This is a genomic window from Amycolatopsis granulosa (assembly GCF_011758745.1).
GTDB lineage: Bacteria > Actinomycetota > Actinomycetes > Mycobacteriales > Pseudonocardiaceae > Amycolatopsis_E > Amycolatopsis_E granulosa.
In genome coordinates, this window is sequence record NZ_JAANOV010000001.1 from 4,317,276 (window position 1) to 4,336,401 (window position 19,126).

Below are 19,126 nucleotides of genomic sequence, written 5' to 3' on the forward strand. Positions count from 1 at the left end.
CGCCGAGCCCGAGTGCAGGCCGTCACCCGCCCGGCCGGTGTGCCCGGCCCGGGCAAGCCCGCCCGCGTATCCTCGAAGCTGTCGCATGCGTACCCGGCCACGGGTGCGGACCGCTTCGACGCGGATGGGAAAGGGAACGGTTTGCCGAGCACGCAGAACTCCGCGGTGCCCGAATCCGGCTCCGAGCAGGAGCCGGTCGAAGAGCGCGCCGAGCGCTTCGAGCGCGACGCGATGCCGTTGCTGGACCAGTTGTACTCGGCCGCACTGCGTATGACGAGGAACCCGGCGGATGCCGAGGACCTCGTCCAGGAGACCTACCTCAAGGCCTACGGTGCGTTCGCCTCCTTCAAGGCGGGCACCAACCTCAAGGCCTGGATGTACCGGATCCTCACCAACACCTACATCAACGGGTACCGGAAGCGCCAGCGCCAGCCGGTGCAGCAGCCCACCGAGGAGATCACCGACTGGCAGATCGCCCAGGCGGAGAGCCACACCTCGAGCGGACTGCGGTCGGCCGAGGTCGAAGCGATGGACCGGCTGCCGGACAGCGACGTCAAGGACGCGCTGCAGCAGCTGCCCGAGGAGTTCCGGCTCGCCGTGTACCTCGCCGACGTCGAGGGCTTCGCCTACAAGGAAATCGCCGAGATCATGGACACGCCGATCGGGACCGTGATGTCCCGCCTGCACCGTGGCCGCGCCCAGCTGCGCAACCTGCTCGCCGGCGTCGCGCGTGAGCGCGGCTTCATCCGCGGTGCTCAGCAGGAGGCAGTGCGATGACCACCGGTCGTGAGCCGCAGAAGGACGACGTCCGCTGTTCCGAGGCGCTCGCCGAGATCTTCCTGTTGCTGGATCGCGAGTGCAGCCCGGAGCGCGACGCGCAGCTGCGCAAGCACATCGAGGAGTGCCCGCCGTGCCTCGAGGAGTACGGCATCGACGAGCAGCTCAAGAAGCTGCTGCACCGCAAGTGCGGCGGCGACACCGCCCCGGACGAGTTCAAGCAGAAGCTGCGTGCCTCGATCTACAAGACCGTGCAGCAGCACGGCGACCTGACGGTCGAGCACACCCAGGTCCGGCTCGAGCAGAACGCGGAATAGGCGCGGCTACGACGAAGGCCCCGGTGCTCGCGCACCGGGGCCTTTTCGTGCCCTGCTCAGCAGTTGGGCTTCTTGCCGTGGTTCGCGCCGTTCTTCCGGCGGTCGCGGCGCTTGCGGGCTCGCTTCGACATGCCTGCTCCTTCCCGTGTCGCGATCTGCCCACCAGTGTCTCAGGCCCGGCCCGGCGGGTGCCGGGAAGGTCCCGCTCTGGTTCACTTGAGCTGCCCCGAGGAGGAGTACGAGCGTGACGACACTTTCCGACCTGCTGGCCGAGAACACCGGCCTGTCCGGCGAAGCCGCCGACCACCTGCAGGCCGTGGTGGCCGAATGGCAGCTGCTCGCCGACCTGTCCTTCGCCGACTTCCTGCTGTGGGTGCCGGTCTCCCCCGAGCACAACGACAAGGGCGGCGACTTCGTGTGCGTCGCGCAGGCCCGCCCGACCACCGCTCCGACCGCGCACCCGGAGGACGTGGTCGGCGCCCGGTTCACGGTGGCGGAACACCCGCAGCTCGCGCGCGCGATGCGGGAGGTGCGGATCTGCCGCGAGGAGGACCCGCACTGGTACCGCGACCTGCCGATGCGGCGCGAGGCGATCCCCGTCACGTTCGGCTCGACCGTCATCGCCGCGCTGTCCCGCGAGACGAACCTGGCCGCGCCGCGGGTGCCGAGCCCGCTCGAGGTCGCCTACCTCGGCAGTGCCGGCGACCTGTGCCAGATGATCGTGGACGGCACCTTCCCGCACGTCGACAGCCAGACCGACGTGCACACCAGCCCGCGGGTGGGGGACGGGCTGATCCGCCTGGACGCGGCGGGCAACGTCGTGTTCGCCAGCCCGAACGGGCTGTCCGCGTACCACCGCATGGGGCACGAGGCGGACCTGGTGGGTACCAGGCTGGCGCCGTTGACACGGTCGCTGATCCGGGACCCGTTCGACGCGACCGAGGTCGCCCACCGCATCCTCGACGCGCTGGACGGCAAGCCCGGCAGCCGCACCGAGGCGGAGTCGCGGCGCGGCGCGGTGGTGCTGTTCCGGGCGTTGCCGCTGCGGCCGCACGGTCAGCCGGCGGGGGCGCTGGTGCTGTGCCGGGACGTGACCGAGGTCAAACGACGGGACCGCGCGCTGCTGTCGAAGGACGCGACGATCCGGGAGATCCACCACCGGGTCAAGAACAACCTGCAGACGGTCGCCGCGTTGCTGCGGTTGCAGTCGCGGCGCACGTCGAACGCGGAGGCACGGCAGGCGCTGACGGAGTCGGTGCGGCGCGTCGCGTCGATCGCGATGGTGCACGAGGCGTTGTCGGTGTCGGTCGACGAGCGGGTGGATCTGGACAAACTGCTCGACAACGTGCTGCCCATGGTCGGCGAAGTGGCCACCGCGGAGTCGCGGGTGGGCATCAGCCGGTCCGGTTCGTTCGGGATCGTGGTCGCGGAGATCGCGACGCCGCTGGTGATGGTGCTGGCGGAGCTGGTGCAGAACGCCGTGGAACACGCTTTCCCCGACGGCCGGCCCGGCAAGGTGGAGATCGTGGTGAGCCGTTCGGCGCGCTGGCTGGACGTGCTCATCCGCGACAACGGGCGCGGTTTGCCGTCCGGTTTCTCCCTGGAGCGCGCCGACGGGCTCGGGCTGCAGATCGTGCGCACCCTGGTGGAGTCCGAGCTGCGGGGATCGCTGTCACTGCGCAAGCCCCGGGACGGCGCGGGCCACGGCACGGAGGCCGCGCTGAGGTTGCCACTCGGACGGCGGCCCTGAGCCCGCCCCGGGGCGGAGGCCGGTGGCTGAAAAGACCAGCTCAAGACGTTCAAAGGCCCGGTACCCGCGGGAGGTGGGTACCGGGCCTTCGAACGTTAGGTGGGGGCGTGTGAACCCCTGCGTCAGGTCCCGCGTACTCTCGTAAGAGACGCGTTAAGCGACGCCGCAGCGCGTAGGAAGGTCAGGCGGTGCGCATGCCGATGTGAGCACGACGGCGCTTGAGGGCGCGTCGCTCGTCCTCGCTCATTCCGCCCCAGACACCGGCGTCCTGGCCGCTGGCCAAAGCCCAGGCCAGGCACTCGGACGCCACGGTGCAGCGGTGGCATACGGCTTTCGCCTCGGCGATCTGCAGCACCGCAGGACCGCTGTTCCCGACAGGGAAGAACAGCTCGGGGTCCTCGTCGCGGCAGGCAGCGTCGTGGCGCCAGTCCATTTCTGTGAGCTCCTTCTCGGGGCGCAGAGCATGCTGCGCCACAGGTCGTCATGGCGGATCGTTTCTTGGGGTGCTTGTGAATGCTTTCACGAAGCACCGCTTTCGACAAGTGTTTTCGCGACATCGGTGAGTCAGCTCACCTGGTCAGGCGACCCCGCTGACCTGCGGTTTCTCTCCGAAACGGCCTTCCTGACGGAAGGGCGATGCGGTGAGTGGACCGTGTGCGTCGACGAGCGGCACGGTGCAGATCGCCGGGACTGATCACTCACGCCAGCACGGTCAGCACGTCGGGCACGCTCGTGAAATCCACCTGCGTCCGACGGCCGATCAGGTCGCCGTCCACCTGGAAGTTTACCGGCTCCGCGGCCGACACGCTCAGTTTTGCCAGGTCGTCGTACCGGACGAGGGCCTTGCCGTGGTGCTCGGCCTCCGCGCGCAGGGCCTGGCGCGCGTGCCGGAAGACGACCGGCAACGTCAGCTTGCGCAGGGCGAACAACCCGAGACCGCGTTCGAACGAGCTGCCGGTGTTCAGCCGCACCGGTCGTTCTCCCAGGTAGCTCCACGGATCGGTGTTGGAGACGAACGCCATCCGCACCTCGGCCGGCTCCTCGCCGGGCACGTGCACGGTGAGCGGCAGGCGCGGTGACCGCGGTCGGAAGTAACACGTCACCGCCGCCCGCATGTACAGCAGCGCGTTCGTCTGCTTGCCGCGCCGGTCCGCCACCGTCGCGACCACGTCGGCGTCCCAGCCGAGGCCGGCGTTGAAGGTGAACCAGTGCCCGTCGGCGAGACCGAGCCCCACCCGCCGGCTCCGTCCGGCCTCGATGGCCGACAACAACTGGTGCGTGGCCTCCACCGGGTCCCGGGAGACGCCCAGCGCGCGGGCGAACACGTTGGCCGACCCGCCGGGCACGACACCGAGCGCGGGCAGCGAACCGCCGGGACCGTCCGCGAGCAAGCCGTTGACGACCTCGTTGACCGTGCCGTCACCGCCGTGGGCGACCAGCAGGTCGACCCCGTCGCGAGCCGCGTCCCGCGCCACCGCCAGCGCGTGCCCGCGGTAGTCGGTCTCCACGACCTCCAGCTTCACCTGGCTGGCCAGCGCGTGCGCGAGCACGTCCCGCCCACCGGCCGTGGTGGACGTGGCCTGTGGGTTGACCACCAGTATCGCGCGCATGCTCGCAGGGTAGGCCACGGAACGGCCTCCCCGCGGCGAGCGCGAACCTCGTCACTCCCGAAACGACTGCCGCTTGACCTCCCGTCGTCCGGCGTGGTCCGTTCGTCGTGACAAGTGCACCCCGGGCATCCGCCGGCTCATCGACGACAATCGAATCTTGGCCCCGGCGGCGGCCGTTCGAAAACGGCCGACCGGGTGGCTTAGTATCGAAGGCGTTCACGTACGGTCACCCGTGCCGCATATCCGCTGGTGGAAGGCCCTTCGCGATGCCGCTCGCCGACAAGATTTCACCCGCTCCGCGCGAGGTCAGGGCGGCGGGCGCGCTGACCGTCCTGCCGGGGGCCGGGCTGCTGGTCTTCGGTGTCCTGCTGTTCACCTCGCCCGGCGACAGCATGCCGCTGACCAGCGTGCTCGCCGAGGCCGCGTTCTACGTGCTGTTCGCACTGGCGGTCGCCGGTTGCGGCGTCGGGCTGCTGTTCGGGCACACCTGGGCGCGCTCGCCGGGCCTGGTGCTGGCGCTCATCACCGCCGGGGTCGGCTGGTACCTGGCCGGACCGTCCGGACGGCCCGGGTTCGGGGTGCCGGTCATCATCCTCGGGGTGGTGATCATCGTGCTGCTGTTCCGCCAGCCGTCGCGGGCGTGGGCGCTCGGGCAGCACGAGGACGAGACCGAGGAGGAGGCCGCCGAACGCGGCGGCATGGCGGGCCGCCGCCGCGAGCGCGGCGAGGACGACTGAGGCCAGGTCCCTCAGCCGCTCGCGCCTAGCCGAGCTTGGCGAGGTTGTCCAGCGCGGTGTCGGTCAGCCGGTAGACCGTCCACTCGTCCATCGGGATCGCGCCGAGCGACTTGTAGAAGCCGGTCGCGGGGTTCCAGTCCAGAACCGACCACTCCAGCCGCGCGAACCCGCGGTCGACGCACTCCTTCGCGAGCGTCGCCAGCAGCGCCTTGCCCAGCCCGGACCCGCGCAGCTCGGCCTTCACGAACAGGTCTTCCAGGTAGATGCCGTGCACCCCGCGCCAGGTGGAGAAGTTCAGGAACCACAGCGCGAAGCCGACGATCTCGCCGTCCTGCTCGGCGACGTGCCCGAACACGGCGGGCTCGTCGGCGAACAACGCGGCACGCAGCCGCCCGGCCGTCAGGTGGCACTCCTGTGGCGCCTTCTCGTAGGCGGCCAGCTCGTGCACCAGCTGCGCGACCTCGTCCACGTCGGACTCGCGGATTCGGCGGATACGGCGGATACGGCTGTCAGGCATGGGGGACCCCCGGGGATCGAGCGGGTGAGCTGTCCCCGATCCTGCCAGAGTCAGACCGTGCCCCAGACCCGCTCCGCCACGGTGGCGGTCAGGTCGAGCTTGCGCCGCTGCTCGTCCCAGGTCAGCGGGTTGCCCTGAACCTCGGAGGCGAACCCGCACTGGGGGCTGACCGCCAGTGAGTCCAGCGGCACGATCCGCGCCGCCTCGTCCACCCGGCGCGCCAGCTCGTCCGGGTCCTCCAGCTCGCCGGTCTTGGTCGTGATGAGCCCGAGCACCACACCGGTACCGGCCGGCACGTGCTGCAGCGGTTCGAACGTCCCGGCCCGTTCGGTGTCGTACTCCAGCAGCCAGTGGTCCACCGGCACGCCGCCGAAGACGTCCGCCGCGATGTCGTCGTAGAAACCCTCGTTGAACCACTGGCCGCGGTAGTTGCCGCGGCAGATGTGCATGCCGACGCGGACCCCGCGCTCGGTCAGCAGCCGGACGACGGCGGCGTCGGCCTCGATGCACCGCCGCAGCAGCTCCCGCGGGTCGATGCCCTCCGACTCCAGTAGCGCGAGGATCCGCGGGTTGGCGAAGGCGATGAAGCACGGGGCATCGATCTGCACGTGCTGGACGCCGTCCGCGGCGAGCGCCGCCGCCTCCTGCTGCAGGACGGCCGAGAGGTCCTCGACGATGTCGCCGCGGGTCGGGTAGTGCGGGCCGCTGACCTGCGCGTCCCAGTTCGCGACCACGAAGTTGGTGACCTCGGGCAGGCTGATCTTGTACGGGCCGGGCGCGTGCGTGGCGAGCAGTGCGGCCTCGCGGTCGGTGAACCGCTCGCGGTAGGTCAGTTTGCCGCCGATCAGCCGGAGGATGCTGCTGTCCTCCTCGGCCTGGTCGCCGGACTGCCACTCCAGCGACGGCGCCTGCTCGGCGAACCCGTCCACGTGCTCGGTGAGCCGGCTCATGAAGTCCGTGCGGAGGTACTCGCCGTCGGTGTACGGGCCGATGCCGCTGTCCCGCTGCACCGCCAGCGCCTCGAGGATCGACTCCTGCTCGATGACCCGCAGTTCCGGTTCGGTGAGCCGGCCCGCGGCGTGCTCGGCCCGCGCCTGGAGCAACCGGGGCGGCCGCAGGAGGCTGCCGACGTGGGTGGCCCGCGCGAAGGTCGTCATGGTGATCACGCTAGGGCGGGCGGATGACCACCCGCTGTCCTCGTTGACCCGCTTTTCCGGTGATCAGCGTTGTGCGGTGCGGGAGCGGTACGGCCCGACTCCCCGTTACGCCCGCACCTCGTCCTCTTCCCGCTCACGGGCCTCGCGGGTGCACACGTCGCCGTGCGCGGCACCCCTCCTGCTGTTGCCGGCCTGACCGGGAACCGTAGCTGTTCCGGACCGGGACGGCCGGCCGGGAAGCCGGCTCCTCGTGCGGGCACGGGATCGTCAGCGCGCGCGGGTAAGGTCACCGCGCGTGGATGGGACTACCCGCGTGAACGCTGTCGTCTTCCAGGTGAACGGCGACGAGGATGATCTGCTCCGTGGAACGGCGCCGGCCGAGGCCGAGGACGCCATCCGGCAGGCCTGGCGCCAGGTGCAGGGGGAGCGGCAGGTCCAGGCGTCCGACATCACCCGCGTGCACAGCGTCTGGCAACCCTCCCGGGTGGACCGGGTCTTCCTCGCCGCCACGTTCCGTGGCGCCGAGATCACCTACGAATTCGACCGTCCCGCCGACGGCGACTGGAGCGCGGCCTTCGAAGCCGTCACCGAGTCGATCACGAAGGCCGAGGCCGAGCACCTGCGCGACGTGTTCGTGCAGGCCGAATCCGAGGGGGAGTGGCTGCCCACCCTCCACACCTACGACGGTCCGCTGAAGCTCTATGCCTCCCTGCCAGTGGTGGGCGACCGGCTGCATCTCGGCTTTGCCAAGGTAACCTTCACGCCCGAGGGTCGGATCTACATGTCCCACCTGCTGAAGAACCAGCTCGACGCCCTGAGTGAGGACGAGTTCGACGTGCTGGCCGGGGAAGCGTTCGGCAACCTCCGGCGCGGGCTCATGGTCAAGGTCCACCCGCACCCGGACAACGGCGCCCTTGTCGTGCTGGAGCGAGGTGGCAACAGCTTGTGCGCTGCATCCGCGGTCGTGATGGATGACTTCGCCGAGTCCATCGGTGCGCACACCGGCGACGACGAGCTGCTCGTCGCGCTGGTCAGCCCGGACCACGTCTACGTCGCCGGCCGGAACTCCGGCTGGGCTGAGCAACTCGCCGACTGGGTGCGCACCTCGCCCGACACGAGCGGCGACCTCGTGCCCTCCCTCCTGCTGGTCGACAGCTCCGGCATCCGGGAGATCATCGCCGAGCGGCCCACCGGACGGGTCCCGGCCGCGCCCGCCTGACCCGCCCCGCGCCTGCCCGGTGGTGTGCACGCCGCTTGTGCCGAAGTGTCGCCGGTCGGCGTCGAGGAGCGCCGCGACGATCAGGACGGCGGGATGTTCAGGTGCTCGATCTTGGGTTCGCCCCGTTCCTCACCCAGTACGGTGACGCCGGCCGGATCCAGTCCGAAGTGGACGCCGGCGGTGGCGGGCAGCCCGATCCAGCGGGCGATCAGCACCCGGCTGAAGTGGCCGTGGCCGACCAGGATCACCTCGGTGTCGGCCAGCGCCGCGCGGACCCGCTCGAGCAGGGCGTCCGCCCGCGCGCCCACCTGCTCGGCACTCTCGCCGCCGGGCATCTCGTGGGTCCAGACGGTCCACCCCGGCACCGACTTGCGGATGTCGGCGGTGGTGACGCCCTCGTAGTCGCCGTAGTCCCACTCAGCCAGGTCCTCGGTCCGCTCGTCGATGCGCAGGCCGGCGAGCTCGGCGGTGCGCACCGCGCGCTGCCGTGGGCTGGTCAGCACCAGCGCGGGTCCCTTGCGCAGCGACTGGAGGGTCAGCCCGGCGGCGCGCGCCTGGTTCTCGCCGGCCGGGGTGAGCGGGATGTCGGTGCGGCCGGTGTGCCTGCCGTTCACCGACCACTCGGTCTGGCCGTGGCGGAAGAGGAAGAGCTCGTGGTCCACGTTTGCGAATATAACCACCGATCTGGTTTGCTACTCGCCGGTAACATTGGAGGTACCGGTGGTTTCGACCTACTCCCTGTGGCAGCGCCTGAGCGGGCTGCCCGGCGGCAAGCGGCTGTTCTCGGCCGCGATCTGCCTGCGTGTGCCCTATTTCGGCTCGGTGCTGCCGACCGTCGAGGAGCTGCGCCCCGGCTTCTGCGCGGTGCGCGCGCCGAAGTGGTGGGGTGTTCACAACCACATCGGCACGGTGCACGCGATCGCGGCCTGCAACCTCGCGGAGATCGCGATGGGCATGCTCGCCGAGTCGACGCTGCCGGCCACGCACCGCTGGTTGCCCAAGGGCATGACCGTCCGGTACGTGGCCAAGGCGGAGACGGGCCTGCGCGCGGTCGCCGAGCTGCCGGAGATCCCGGAGTTCGGTGACGGGGGCGCGGAGCTGCCGGTGCCGGTCGTCGTCTCCGACCGGGCCGGCAAGCCCGTCGTCACGGCAACCATCACCATCTGGGTGACGCGCCGGCGTCAGTAGTCGCGCAGGCGGACCGTGGTGGTCTGGGCGTAGGAGTTCGTGCCCGCCGCGGCGGGCAGACCCAGCCTGCGGTTGGTCAGGCGTGCCTGCGGCCCGCAGTTCTCCGTCGCCGGCACGGCGAATTCGTCGTCCCGGGTGGCGAACTCCAGCGTCAGCGGATCGGTGGACACGACCTTCGTCGGACCGTCGGCCCGCAGGACCGTGTGGATGACTCCGGTCGCGCAGTCGCGCGGCAGATAGGGCGCGTCGAACTTGGCGACGAGGTCCATCTCGCCCTTGCGCCGCGCGTCCGAGTGGAAGTCGGAGTAGCCGCCGTAGCCGAACCGGACCGTGCCGTGCGGAAGCCCGGGCACGGCGACCGGTTGGGATCTCAGCGCTCCGAACACCTGCGCGTACTGCCCGTCGAGCTTCCCTTCGGCGAAGGTCAGGCGCATCGGTCCCAGCGGCAGGTCGCGCACCGTGCCGAAGGACATCGTGGCGGTCGAGTCGAGCACCTCGCAGCGCCACTGGCCCGGGTCCGCTCCGGCCGGCAGCGCGGGACAGTCGGCGAAGGTGTTCTCGGCCGCGGAGGCCGGCTGGGCGGCGGCGGTGACGGCGGTCAGGGCGACGGCGGCGACGGCGGCCGCGGCGAGTGCGATCTTCATGATCGAATCCTGTCCGCCCTGCGACCTCGGCACCATCGGGGAACACCCGGAGGCGACCCTGGCATCTGACCCGGGGAATTAACACCGTTTACAAGAACGGTGTACCCGAATATCGTTCGGGTTATGTCTTCCCTGTCACGACGCAGGTTCCTCGGCCTGACCGCGCTCGGTTCCGCCGCCACCCTGGGACTGACCACCATCTCGACGCGGACCTCCGCCTCGGCGGCCCCCGACTACTCGCCGGCCGTCGTCGTCGGCACCGGCTACGGCGCGGCCGTCACGGCGCTGCGTCTCGGCGCGGCCGGCATCCCCACCCTCATGCTGGAGATGGGCCAGCTGTGGAACACCCCGGCCGCGGACGGCAAGATCTTCCCGGACATGCTGAACCCGGACCGGCGGGCGATGTGGTTCAAGAAGCGCACCGAGGCGCCGCTGGCCTCGTTCCTGTGGCTCGACGCGGCGAACCGGAACATCGACCCGTACGCGGGCGTGCTGGACCGGGTGCACTTCGGCGAGATGTCGGTCTACGTGGGCCGGGGCGTGGGCGGCGGCTCGCTCGTCAACGGCGCGATGGCGGTGACGCCGAAGCGCGGGTACTTCGAGGAGATCCTGCCCGAGGTCGACGCCGACGAGATGTACGGCAGGTACTACCCGCTGGCCAACTCGATGCTGGGCACCAACAGCATCGACCGGGCCTGGTTCGAGACGTGCGCCAGCTACCAGTTCGCCCGGGTGTCCCGCAAGCACGCGCAGAAGGCCGGGCTGACGACCACCTTCGTGCCCAGCGTGTACGACTTCGGCTACATGCGCCGCGAGGAGGCCGGGGAGGTGCCCCGGTCCGCCCTGGCGTCCGAGGTCATCTACGGCAACAACCACGGCAAGCGGTCGCTGGACAAGAGCTACCTGGCCGCCGCGCTGGGCACCGGCAACGTGACCATCCAGACGCTGACCGAGGTGCGCGACATCACCCAGCAGCAGGACGGCACCTACACGCTCACCGTGCGGCAGATCGATGCCGGCGGCAACGTGCTGGGCGTGCGGCAGCTCGGCGCCAAGTACCTCTTCCTCGGCGCGGGCAGCCTGGGGTCGACCGAGCTGCTGGTGCGGGCGCGGGACACCGGCAAGCTGCCGGACCTGGGCGAGGAGGTCGGCCGGGGCTGGGGCACCAACGGCAACGTGATGCTGGGCCGCGCCAACCACGTGTGGGACCCGGTCGGTGCGGTCGAGTCCGGCATGCCGGCGATGGGCATCGACGCCTGGGACGACCCGGTCAACCCGGTGTTCGCCGAGATCGCGCCGGTGCCCGCCGGGCTGGAAACCTGGGCGAGCCTGTACCTGGCGATCACGAAGAACCCCGAGCGCGGGTACTTCGCCTACGACCCCGGCGCGGACCGGGCGGTCCTGCGGTGGGACGTCGCACAGGGCCAGCCCTCGATCGACGCGGCGAAGAGTCTGTTCGACAAGATCAACGCGGCGAACGGGACGATCTACCGGTACGACCTGTTCGGCGACACCCGGGCGTTCGAGAACCGGTTCACCTACCACCCGCTCGGCGGGCTGGTGCTGGGCAAGGCGACCGACCTGTACGGGCGGGTGAAGGGCTACCGCAACCTCTACGTCACCGACGGCTCACTGATCCCGGGCAGCACCGGCGTGAACCCGTTCGTGACGATCACCGCGCTGGCCGAGCGCAACATCGCCCGCGTGCTCGCGGAGGACTTCTAACCCGCGCGCAGTTTTTCGTAGTGGGCCAGGCAGTCGGCGTAGCGCGGCAGCAGCCCGGCCGCGGCGGCCTCGGCGAGAGCCGGGGCCGCCGCGTCCTTTTCGGACAGGATTGGGGCCGGCTGCGACGGCCACGGCAGGTCCAGCTCCGGGTCCAGCGGGGTGATCCCGTGCTCGGCCGACGGGTTGTACCCGGTCGAGCACAGGTAGGCCATCACGGTGTCGTCCTCCAGCGCGACGAACGCGTGCCCGAGCCCCTCCGCCACGTACACCGCGCGGTACCCGGCCGAGTCCAGCCGCACCGCGTCCCAGGTACCGAAGGCCGGGGAGCCGACTCGCAGGTCCACCACCACGTCCAGCAGCGCGCCCCGCGGGCAGTACACGTACTTCGCCTGACCCGGCGGCGTGTCCGCGAAGTGGACCCCGCGGATCGTGCCGCGCCGCGACACGCTGTGGTTCGTCTGCGCCACGTGCAGCGGGTGCCCGATCGCCTCCACCAGCGCCGCCTCCTGGAACGGTGCGACGAACAGGCCGCGGTGGTCCGGGAACGACCGGGGCGTGAACTCGTAGGCGTCCGGGACGGCGAGCTGGCGAACCTCCATGGGTTCTGAACATAGAGGCAGCGAAGTGCTCGCGGTACGAGGGGGAGGGCTGCCGGCGGGGACGAACCAAGCCGGACGGACGTCTTGCTATCAGGCCCGTGACCTCACCTTTTTGTGACATCAGCCGCACCTCGGCATCGCAACCGGTACCTGTCCTGCAACACTGGGGGGACCGCCGCGTTCGCGGCCGTCGCCTCACCAAGGGCTTCGCACGGCCGAGACGGACGCCGAGCCGGCTGCCGGCGCCACCGCGCCCTGGCTCCCGCGCTGCGAGATCAACCACGCCACTGGGGGTGGGGGCAGTGTCCCTGCACACGGTCCCGGGAGGGATTTCTTTTCCATGACTTACGCTCAGACCTTCCACACGAGGGCGGGAACACCGATGGACGAGGTCAGTAAGAGCACGGCGGCCGAGGCGGCGCCGCCGACGATCACCGGCGTGTCGCCGGTGACCGACGACGAGATCTTCCGCGGCCACGAGGGCGGCAAGCTCTCGGTGGCGGCCACCCGGCCGATCTCGCAGGCCCGCGACCTCTCCATCGCCTACACGCCGGGCGTGGCCAAGGCCAGCCGGGCCATCGCCGAGAACGCTGAGCTGGCCGAGCGCTACACGTGGGCGCACCGGCTCGTGGTCGTCGTCAGCGACGGCACCGCCGTGCTCGGGCTGGGTGACATCGGCGCCAGTGCGTCCCTGCCGGTCATGGAGGGCAAGTCCGTGCTCTTCAAGACCTTCGGCGGGCTGGACTCGATCCCGCTCGTGCTCGACACCAAGGACGTCGACGAGATCGTCGAGACGCTGGTGCGGTTGCGCCCCTCGTTCGGCGCGGTCAACCTCGAAGACATCTCCGCCCCGCGCTGCTTCGAGCTGGAGGACAAGCTCAAGGAGGCGCTGGACTGCCCGGTCATGCACGACGACCAGCACGGCACGGCGATCGTGACGCTGGCCGCGCTGCGGGGCGCGAACCTGGTGCTCGACCGGGACATCGCGCACCAGCGGGTCGTCATCTCCGGGGCCGGTGCGGCGGGCGTGGCGTGCGCGAAGATCCTGCAGGAGGCCGGCGTCGCGGACGTCACGGTGCTGGACTCGCGTGGCATCATCCACGCCGGCCGGGACGGGCTGAACCCGGTCAAGGAAAAGCTCGCCGAGACCACCAACAAGTCCGGTCTGCGCGGCGGGCTGGCCGAGGCGCTGCGCGGCGCGGACGTCTTCCTGGGACTGTCCGGCGCCACCATCGAGCCGGAGCTGCTGGCCGGGATGGCCGCCGACCCGATCGTGTTCGCGCTGTCCAATCCGGACCCGGAGGTGCATCCCGATGCGGCCGCCCGGTACGCCGCGATCGTGGCCACCGGCCGCAGCGACTTCCCGAACCAGATCAACAACGTGCTGGCCTTCCCGGGTGTGTTCCGGGGCGCGCTGGACGCCGGTGCGCGGAAGATCACCGAGAACATGAAGCTGGCCGCCGCGGAGGCGATCGTCGCGGTCGCGCAGGAGGACCTGGGCCCGGACCGCATCGTGCCGAGCCCGCTGGACCCCCGCGTCGCGCCCGAGGTCGCCGCCGCGGTGGCGAAAGCGGCCGTCCAGGACGGCGTTACCGGCTAAGCTGGGTCTTCCCGGGGGTGCTCTCGTTTCCGCGCCCCCGGGACGGGCTGCACGGGAGGGCGTGTTGATCGAGTTCGACGGCGTGACCAAGCGCTATCCGGACGGCACGCTCGCCGTCGACGACCTCAGCCTGACGGTCGAGGAGGGCACCATCACGGTGTTCGTCGGACCGTCGGGGTGCGGGAAGACGACGTCGCTGCGGATGATCAACCGCATGGTCGAGCCGACCTCGGGGCGGGTCCTGCTCGACGGCAAGGACATCCGCGAGTCGGACCCCCCGGTGCTGCGGCGCGGCATCGGCTATGTGATCCAGAACGCCGGGCTGTTCCCGCACCGGACGGTGCTGGACAACGTCGCCACCGTCCCGGTGCTGTCCGGATGGGGCAAGCGGAAGGCCCGCGACCGCGCGGCCGAGCTGCTGGAGATCGTCGGCCTGCCGCCCGAGCTGGGCAAGCGTTATCCCGCGCAGTTGTCCGGCGGTCAGCGGCAGCGGGTCGGCGTCGCCAGGGCGCTCGCGGCGGACTCGCCCGTGCTGCTGATGGACGAGCCGTTCTCCGCCGTCGACCCCATCGTCCGCGAAGGCCTGCAGGACGAGTTGCTGCGCCTGCAATCACAGCTGGGCAAGACGATCGTGTTCGTCACGCACGACATCGACGAGGCCGTGCGGCTGGGTGACAAGGTGGCCGTGATGCGGGTCGGCGGGCAGCTGGCCCAGTACGGCACCCCGGCCGACGTGCTGCGGCACCCGGTCGACGACTTCGTGGCCTCGTTCGTCGGCCGGGACCGCGGCTACCGTGGACTGTCCTTCGTGGACTCCTCCGGTGTGGAGGTGCGCGACCTCGTCACCGTCCCGCTGGGCGAGCGGGTGCCCGGTCCGACCGAGGACTGGCTGCTGGCGGTGAACGACGCGGGCGAGCCACGCGGCTGGCTCACCCCAGGTTCCACTGTGGACGGCCCGCTCGCCGAGGCCGACCTGGTGGCCGGCGGGTCGCTCTACCGCCGCGGCACCCCGGTGCGCGGCGCCCTGGACGCGGCGCTGTCGTCGCCGGCCGGACTCGGCGTGGTGGTGGACGAAACCGGCAAGGCCGTGGGCGCGGTCACCGCGCGGCAAGTGCTCGATGTGATCGAGGCGCCCAGCGCAGCCCCGGCCGCCGGACACGAGTGAGCTGATCGTCGTCCCCGGGCCCGCCCCTCCCGGCGGTCCGGAGCCTGAAGAAAAGCGCCCTCCCCACGACTCGTGGGGAGGGCGCTTTCGCTTACCGGATCAGCTGAAGGCCTTGGCGATCAGCGCCTTCTGCTCGACCTCGTGCACCTTGGACGAGCCGGCCGACGGGGCGGCCATCGGGCGGCGCGAGACCACGTCGAGCTTGCCGAGGACGTCCGGGAACAGCCGCGGCAGGTGGAGGCCGAAGAACGGCCACGCGCCCTGGTTCTCGGGCTCCTCCTGGACCCACACCACCTCGGCGCCGGTGTAGCGCTCCAGGGCGGCCAGCAGCTTCTTCTTCGGCAGCGGGTAGTACTGCTCGATCCGCACGATGGCGACGTCGTTCGCCTCGCGCTTGGCCCGCTCGGCCGCCAGCTCCCAGTACAGCTTGCCGGAGGTCAGCAGCACCTTCCGCACCTTGCCGGGCTCGACCTGTGCGTCGTCGATGACCGACATGAACTTCGAGTCGCCGGTGAAGTCCTCGAGCGGGGACGTGGCGGCCTTGTTCCGCAGCATCGACTTCGGGGTGAACACGATCAGCGGGCGCTGGATGCCGTCCAGCGCGTGCCGGCGCAGCAGGTGGAAGTAGTTCGCCGGCGTGGACGGCACCGCCACCGTCATCGAGCCCTCCGCGCACAGCGACAGGAACCGCTCGATGCGCCCGGACGTGTGGTCCGGACCCTGGCCCTCGTGACCGTGCGGCAGCAGCAGCACGACGTCCGACCGCTGACCCCACTTGGCCTCACCGGACGAGATGTACTCGTCGATGACGGTCTGCGCGCCGTTGACGAAGTCACCGAACTGCGCTTCCCACAGCACGAGCGCGTCGTTGTTGGCCACCGAGTAGCCGTACTCGAACCCGACCGCCGCGTACTCCGACAGCGCCGAGTCGTAGATCATCACCCGGCCCTGCTCCTCCGCCAGGTTCTGCAGCGGGGCGTACTCGCGGCCGGTCTTGCGATCGATCAGCACCGAGTGGCGCTGGGTGAACGTGCCGCGGCGGGAGTCCTGACCGGACAGCCGCACCAGGCGGCCCTCCATGGCCAGCGACCCGAACGCGAGCAGCTCGCCAAAGGCCCAGTCGACGCCGCCCTCGCGGGACATCTTGTGCCGCCGCTCCATGACCGGCTTGACGCGCGGGTGCGGGGTGAAGCCCTCGGGGACGTCGACGAACGCGTCGCCGATCCGCTCGATGACCTCGGCCGGCACCGCCGTCGGGACCTTCGCCGGGACCTGCTGCTCCTCCTCCACCGACGGGCTCGGCGCGATCGGGTGCTTCTCCAGCTCGCGGACCTCGTTGAAGACGTGCTCCAGCTGGCTCGAGAAGTCCCGCAGCGCGGCCTCGGCCTCCTCGACCGAGATGTCGCCACGGCCGATCAGCGACTCGGTGTAGGTCTTGCGGACCGAGCGCTTGGTGTCGATGATGTCGTACATCGCCGGCTGCGTCATCGACGGGTCGTCGCCCTCGTTGTGGCCGCGGCGGCGGTAGCAGATCATGTCGATGATGACGTCCTTGTTGAACGCCTGGCGGTAGTCGACGGCCAGCTTCGCCACCCAGTGCGCGGCCTCCGGGTCGTCGCCGTTGACGTGGAAGATCGGGGCGCCGATCATCTTCGCCACGTCGGTCGCGTACTGCGAGGAGCGGGCGTGCTCCGGCGCGGTCGTGAAGCCCACCTGGTTGTTGATGACGATGTGCACGGTGCCGCCGGTGCGGTACCCGCGCAGCAGCGCCAGGTTCAGCGTCTCCGCCACCACACCCTGCCCGGCGAACGCCGCGTCACCGTGCAGCAGCACGGGCAGCACCGAGAAGCCGCCGGTGTCGCTGTCGCCCTTGTCGAGGATGTCCTGCTTGGCGCGGACGATGCCCTCGAGCACCGGGTCGACCGTCTCCAGGTGCGACGGGTTCGACGCCAGCGACACCTTGGTCTCGCCGTCGCCGAACATGCGGAAGTACTTGCCCTCCGCGCCCAGGTGGTACTTCACGTCACCGGAGCCGTGCGCCTGGCCCGGGTCCAGGTTGCCCTCGAACTCCTGGAAGATCTGCGAGATCGGCTTGCCGACGATGTTGGCCAGCACGTTGAGCCGGCCACGGTGCGGCATGCCGATGACGACCTCGTCGAGCTCGTGCTCGGCGGCCTTGTCCAGGACGGTGTCCAGCAGCGGGATCACCGTCTCCCCGCCCTCCAGCGAGAACCGCTTCTGGCCGACGTACTTCGTCTGCAGGAACGTCTCGAACGCCTCGGCGGCGTTGAGCTTCGACAGGATGTACTTCTGCACGTTGGGGTCCGGCTTGGCGTGCGGGACCTCCACCCGGTCCTGGATCCAGCGGCGCTCCTCCGGGTCCAGGATGTGGGTGTACTCGACGCCGACCGTGCGGCAGTAGGAGTCGCGCAGCACGCCCAGCACGTCGCGCAGCTTCATCCGCTCCTGGCCGGCGAACCCGCCGACCGCGAACTCGCGGTCGAGGTCCCACAGCGTCAGGCCGTGCGAGAGGACGTCGAGGTCCTCGTGGCGGCGCTGGCGGTAGTTCAGCGGGTCGGTGTCGGCCATCAGGTGGCCGCGCATCCGGTAGGCGTCGATCAGCTCGAGCACCCGGGCGGTCTTGTCGATCTCGCCCTCGGGGATGTCCTCCACCCAGCGGATCGGCTCGTACGGCAGCCGCAGGGAGGTGAAGATGTCGTCGTAGAAGCCGTCGCCGCCCAGCAGCAGCTCGTGGATGCGCTTGAGGAACTCGCCCGACTCCGCGCCCTGGATGATGCGGTGGTCGTAGGTCGAGGTCAGCGTCATGATTTTGGAGACGCCCAGGCCGACCAGCGTCTTCTCGCTGGTGCCCTCGAAGTGCGCCGGGTACTGCATGGCCCCGACACCGATGATCGCGCCCTGGCCGGCCTGCAGGCGCGGCACCGAGTGGTTGGTGCCGATGCCGCCGGGGTTGGTCAGCGAGATGGTGGTGCCGGCGAAGTCGTCGGCGGTCAGCTTGTTGTTGCGGGCCTTCTTGACGATGTCCTCGTAGGCCTGCCAGAACTGGCGGAACGTCATGTTCTCGCAGTTCTTGATCGAGGCGACGACCAGCGTGCGGGCGCCGTCCTTGCCCTTCATGTCGATGGCGAGGCCGAGGTTGACGTGCTCCGGCGTGACGGCGTGCGGCTTGCCGTCGACGAGCGCGTAGTGCCGGTTCATGTTCGGGAAGTCCTGCAGCGCCCGCACCATGGCGTAGCCGATGAGGTGCGTGAACGAGATCTTCCCGCCGCGGGTCCGCTTGAGGTGGTTGTTGATGACGATGCGGTTGTCGGCCATCAGCTTGGCCGGGACGGCGCGCACGCTGGTGGCCGTCGGCACGGCCAGCGAGGCGTCCATGTTCTTCGCGATCGCGGCGGCGGCACCCCGCAGCTGCTTGCTCTCCGCCTCGGCGGCGGCCGGCTTGGCGGCGGCGGGCTTCGCCGGCTGGGCGGCGGCCGGCTTCGCGGCGGCCGGCTGGGCGGCGGGCTTCGCGGGCTGTTCGGCCGGCTTCGCGGCGGGCTTCGGCTGGGCGGGTGCGGCCGGAGCAGTCGCAGCCTGGTCGACCTGGCCGTTGCCCGCCTTCGCGGGCTGCTCACGGACGGGCGCGGGCGCGTCCGCCGGCTTCGACTCGCTGGTCTGCGTCGGCTTGAAGTCCGAGAAGAACTCGTGCCATGCGGCGTCTACTGAATCGGGGTCGGCGAGGAACTGGTCGTACATCTCCTCGACGAGCCATTCGTTGGGGCCGAACTGTGACGCAGGGCTGCTGCTGGACACGGCAGGGACTCGCCTCTATCCATATCTCGATCTTGTTGTCCGCTTGATGCGCCTACCAGGCTAACCCCCTCACGTTCACCGATGTGATCGAAGTGGCCCAAGTCCCGGCACGGAGGTTTGGGATTCCTCACTTAATCGGTCCAGCGCTCATCTGGCGGAGTAAGGGGCTGCCATGGCGTGGTGCGGGACCGGTACGGGAACCGGTCCTGCCCGGCGCCGGCGGCACCGGCCCTGGCCGAAGTATCCGCAGGTCATCGCGGAGCCGCCGGGGGAGCCCGAGCCGCCCGTTCCGGGCAGCGGCAGCGCTG

The 19,126-nt window shown here is 70.4% G+C and carries 18 protein-coding genes; 9 read left to right on the forward strand and 9 right to left on the reverse strand.

The features are described from left to right. Positions 1–141 precede the first annotated feature (141 nt). Both FHX45_RS21235 and rsrA read left to right on the forward strand, forming a co-directional pair. Complete coding sequence (locus FHX45_RS21235; RefSeq protein ID WP_167104814.1) at positions 142–777, forward strand: sigma-70 family RNA polymerase sigma factor; 636 nt, start codon at positions 142–144, stop codon at positions 775–777. After that, positions 774–1,094, forward strand: coding sequence for a mycothiol system anti-sigma-R factor (gene rsrA / locus FHX45_RS21240; RefSeq protein WP_167104817.1), 321 nt, complete (start codon positions 774–776; stop codon positions 1,092–1,094). Before FHX45_RS21235 ends, rsrA begins: the two co-directional genes overlap by 4 nt. A gap of 56 nt (positions 1,095–1,150) precedes the next feature. Here rsrA and FHX45_RS28750 read toward each other — a convergent pair whose 3' ends face one another. Then, the gene (locus FHX45_RS28750) at positions 1,151–1,225 is read right to left on the reverse strand and encodes a 50S ribosomal protein bL37 (RefSeq protein ID WP_370876672.1); all 75 of its coding nucleotides are present in this window, start codon (positions 1,223–1,225) and stop codon (positions 1,151–1,153) included. Positions 1,226–1,338: 113 nt separating this feature from the next. Between FHX45_RS28750 and FHX45_RS21245 the strand changes: the two genes are divergently transcribed. After that, positions 1,339–2,844: a histidine kinase N-terminal domain-containing protein gene (locus tag FHX45_RS21245; RefSeq protein WP_167104820.1), complete on the forward strand. Its 1,506-nt coding sequence runs from the start codon at positions 1,339–1,341 to the stop codon at positions 2,842–2,844. 181 nt (positions 2,845–3,025) lie between these two features. Here FHX45_RS21245 and FHX45_RS21250 read toward each other — a convergent pair whose 3' ends face one another. Next, a complete protein-coding gene (locus tag FHX45_RS21250; RefSeq protein ID WP_094008969.1) occupies positions 3,026–3,277 on the reverse strand; it encodes a WhiB family transcriptional regulator in 252 nt (83 codons plus the stop codon). A 265-nt stretch (positions 3,278–3,542) separates the two neighbouring features. Further along, on the reverse strand, positions 3,543–4,454 hold the full coding sequence (locus FHX45_RS21255) for a diacylglycerol/lipid kinase family protein (RefSeq protein WP_167104823.1): 912 nt from the start codon (positions 4,452–4,454) through the stop codon (positions 3,543–3,545). A gap of 266 nt (positions 4,455–4,720) precedes the next feature. Here FHX45_RS21255 and FHX45_RS21260 point away from each other — a divergent pair, with 266 nt between their 5' ends. Further along, positions 4,721–5,191: a hypothetical protein gene (locus FHX45_RS21260; RefSeq protein ID WP_208406030.1), complete on the forward strand. Its 471-nt coding sequence runs from the start codon at positions 4,721–4,723 to the stop codon at positions 5,189–5,191. A gap of 25 nt (positions 5,192–5,216) precedes the next feature. On the opposite strand, the gene FHX45_RS21265 is transcribed toward FHX45_RS21260, so the two are convergent. Both FHX45_RS21265 and FHX45_RS21270 read right to left on the reverse strand, forming a co-directional pair. Next, the gene (locus tag FHX45_RS21265; protein ID WP_167104826.1) at positions 5,217–5,708 is read right to left on the reverse strand and encodes a GNAT family N-acetyltransferase; all 492 of its coding nucleotides are present in this window, start codon (positions 5,706–5,708) and stop codon (positions 5,217–5,219) included. Positions 5,709–5,758: 50 nt separating this feature from the next. Beyond that, positions 5,759–6,865: a cobalamin-independent methionine synthase II family protein gene (locus FHX45_RS21270; protein WP_167104829.1), complete on the reverse strand. Its 1,107-nt coding sequence runs from the start codon at positions 6,863–6,865 to the stop codon at positions 5,759–5,761. A gap of 334 nt (positions 6,866–7,199) precedes the next feature. On the opposite strand from FHX45_RS21270, the gene FHX45_RS21275 reads away from it, so the two are divergent. After that, positions 7,200–8,084, forward strand: a complete 885-nt coding sequence (locus tag FHX45_RS21275; RefSeq protein ID WP_167104832.1) for a hypothetical protein — start codon at positions 7,200–7,202, stop codon at positions 8,082–8,084. A gap of 80 nt (positions 8,085–8,164) precedes the next feature. Here FHX45_RS21275 and FHX45_RS21280 read toward each other — a convergent pair whose 3' ends face one another. After that, positions 8,165–8,746 carry an acid phosphatase gene (locus FHX45_RS21280; RefSeq protein ID WP_167104834.1) on the reverse strand — a complete coding sequence of 194 codons (582 nt, stop codon included), beginning with the start codon at positions 8,744–8,746 and terminating at the stop codon, positions 8,165–8,167. 58 nt (positions 8,747–8,804) lie between these two features. Between FHX45_RS21280 and FHX45_RS21285 the strand changes: the two genes are divergently transcribed. After that, positions 8,805–9,272 (forward strand): DUF4442 domain-containing protein, encoded by a 468-nt coding sequence (locus FHX45_RS21285; RefSeq protein ID WP_167104837.1) that lies wholly within the window; start codon positions 8,805–8,807, stop codon positions 9,270–9,272. On the opposite strand, the gene FHX45_RS21290 is transcribed toward FHX45_RS21285, so the two are convergent. Further along, a complete protein-coding gene (locus FHX45_RS21290; RefSeq protein ID WP_167104840.1) occupies positions 9,266–9,916 on the reverse strand; it encodes a hypothetical protein in 651 nt (216 codons plus the stop codon). The two genes, FHX45_RS21285 and FHX45_RS21290, sit on opposite strands and share 7 nt — an antisense overlap. 123 nt (positions 9,917–10,039) lie before the next feature. Between FHX45_RS21290 and FHX45_RS21295 the strand changes: the two genes are divergently transcribed. After that, positions 10,040–11,641, forward strand: a complete 1,602-nt coding sequence (locus tag FHX45_RS21295) for a GMC oxidoreductase (RefSeq protein WP_167104843.1) — start codon at positions 10,040–10,042, stop codon at positions 11,639–11,641. Here the strand turns inward: FHX45_RS21295 and FHX45_RS21300 are convergent. Beyond that, the gene (locus tag FHX45_RS21300; RefSeq protein ID WP_167104846.1) at positions 11,638–12,240 is read right to left on the reverse strand and encodes a dTDP-4-dehydrorhamnose 3,5-epimerase family protein; all 603 of its coding nucleotides are present in this window, start codon (positions 12,238–12,240) and stop codon (positions 11,638–11,640) included. The genes FHX45_RS21295 and FHX45_RS21300 overlap by 4 nt on opposite strands. Before the next feature lie 448 nt (positions 12,241–12,688). On the opposite strand from FHX45_RS21300, the gene FHX45_RS21305 reads away from it, so the two are divergent. Next, positions 12,689–13,840 carry an NAD(P)-dependent malic enzyme gene (locus FHX45_RS21305; protein ID WP_424923841.1) on the forward strand — a complete coding sequence of 384 codons (1,152 nt, stop codon included), beginning with the start codon at positions 12,689–12,691 and terminating at the stop codon, positions 13,838–13,840. A gap of 61 nt (positions 13,841–13,901) precedes the next feature. Continuing rightward, complete coding sequence (locus FHX45_RS21310; RefSeq protein ID WP_167104852.1) at positions 13,902–15,005, forward strand: ATP-binding cassette domain-containing protein; 1,104 nt, start codon at positions 13,902–13,904, stop codon at positions 15,003–15,005. A 99-nt stretch (positions 15,006–15,104) separates the two neighbouring features. Here FHX45_RS21310 and FHX45_RS21315 read toward each other — a convergent pair whose 3' ends face one another. Further along, positions 15,105–18,818 carry a multifunctional oxoglutarate decarboxylase/oxoglutarate dehydrogenase thiamine pyrophosphate-binding subunit/dihydrolipoyllysine-residue succinyltransferase subunit gene (locus tag FHX45_RS21315; protein ID WP_167104855.1) on the reverse strand — a complete coding sequence of 1,238 codons (3,714 nt, stop codon included), beginning with the start codon at positions 18,816–18,818 and terminating at the stop codon, positions 15,105–15,107. Between the last annotated feature and the right edge of the window lie 308 nt (positions 18,819–19,126).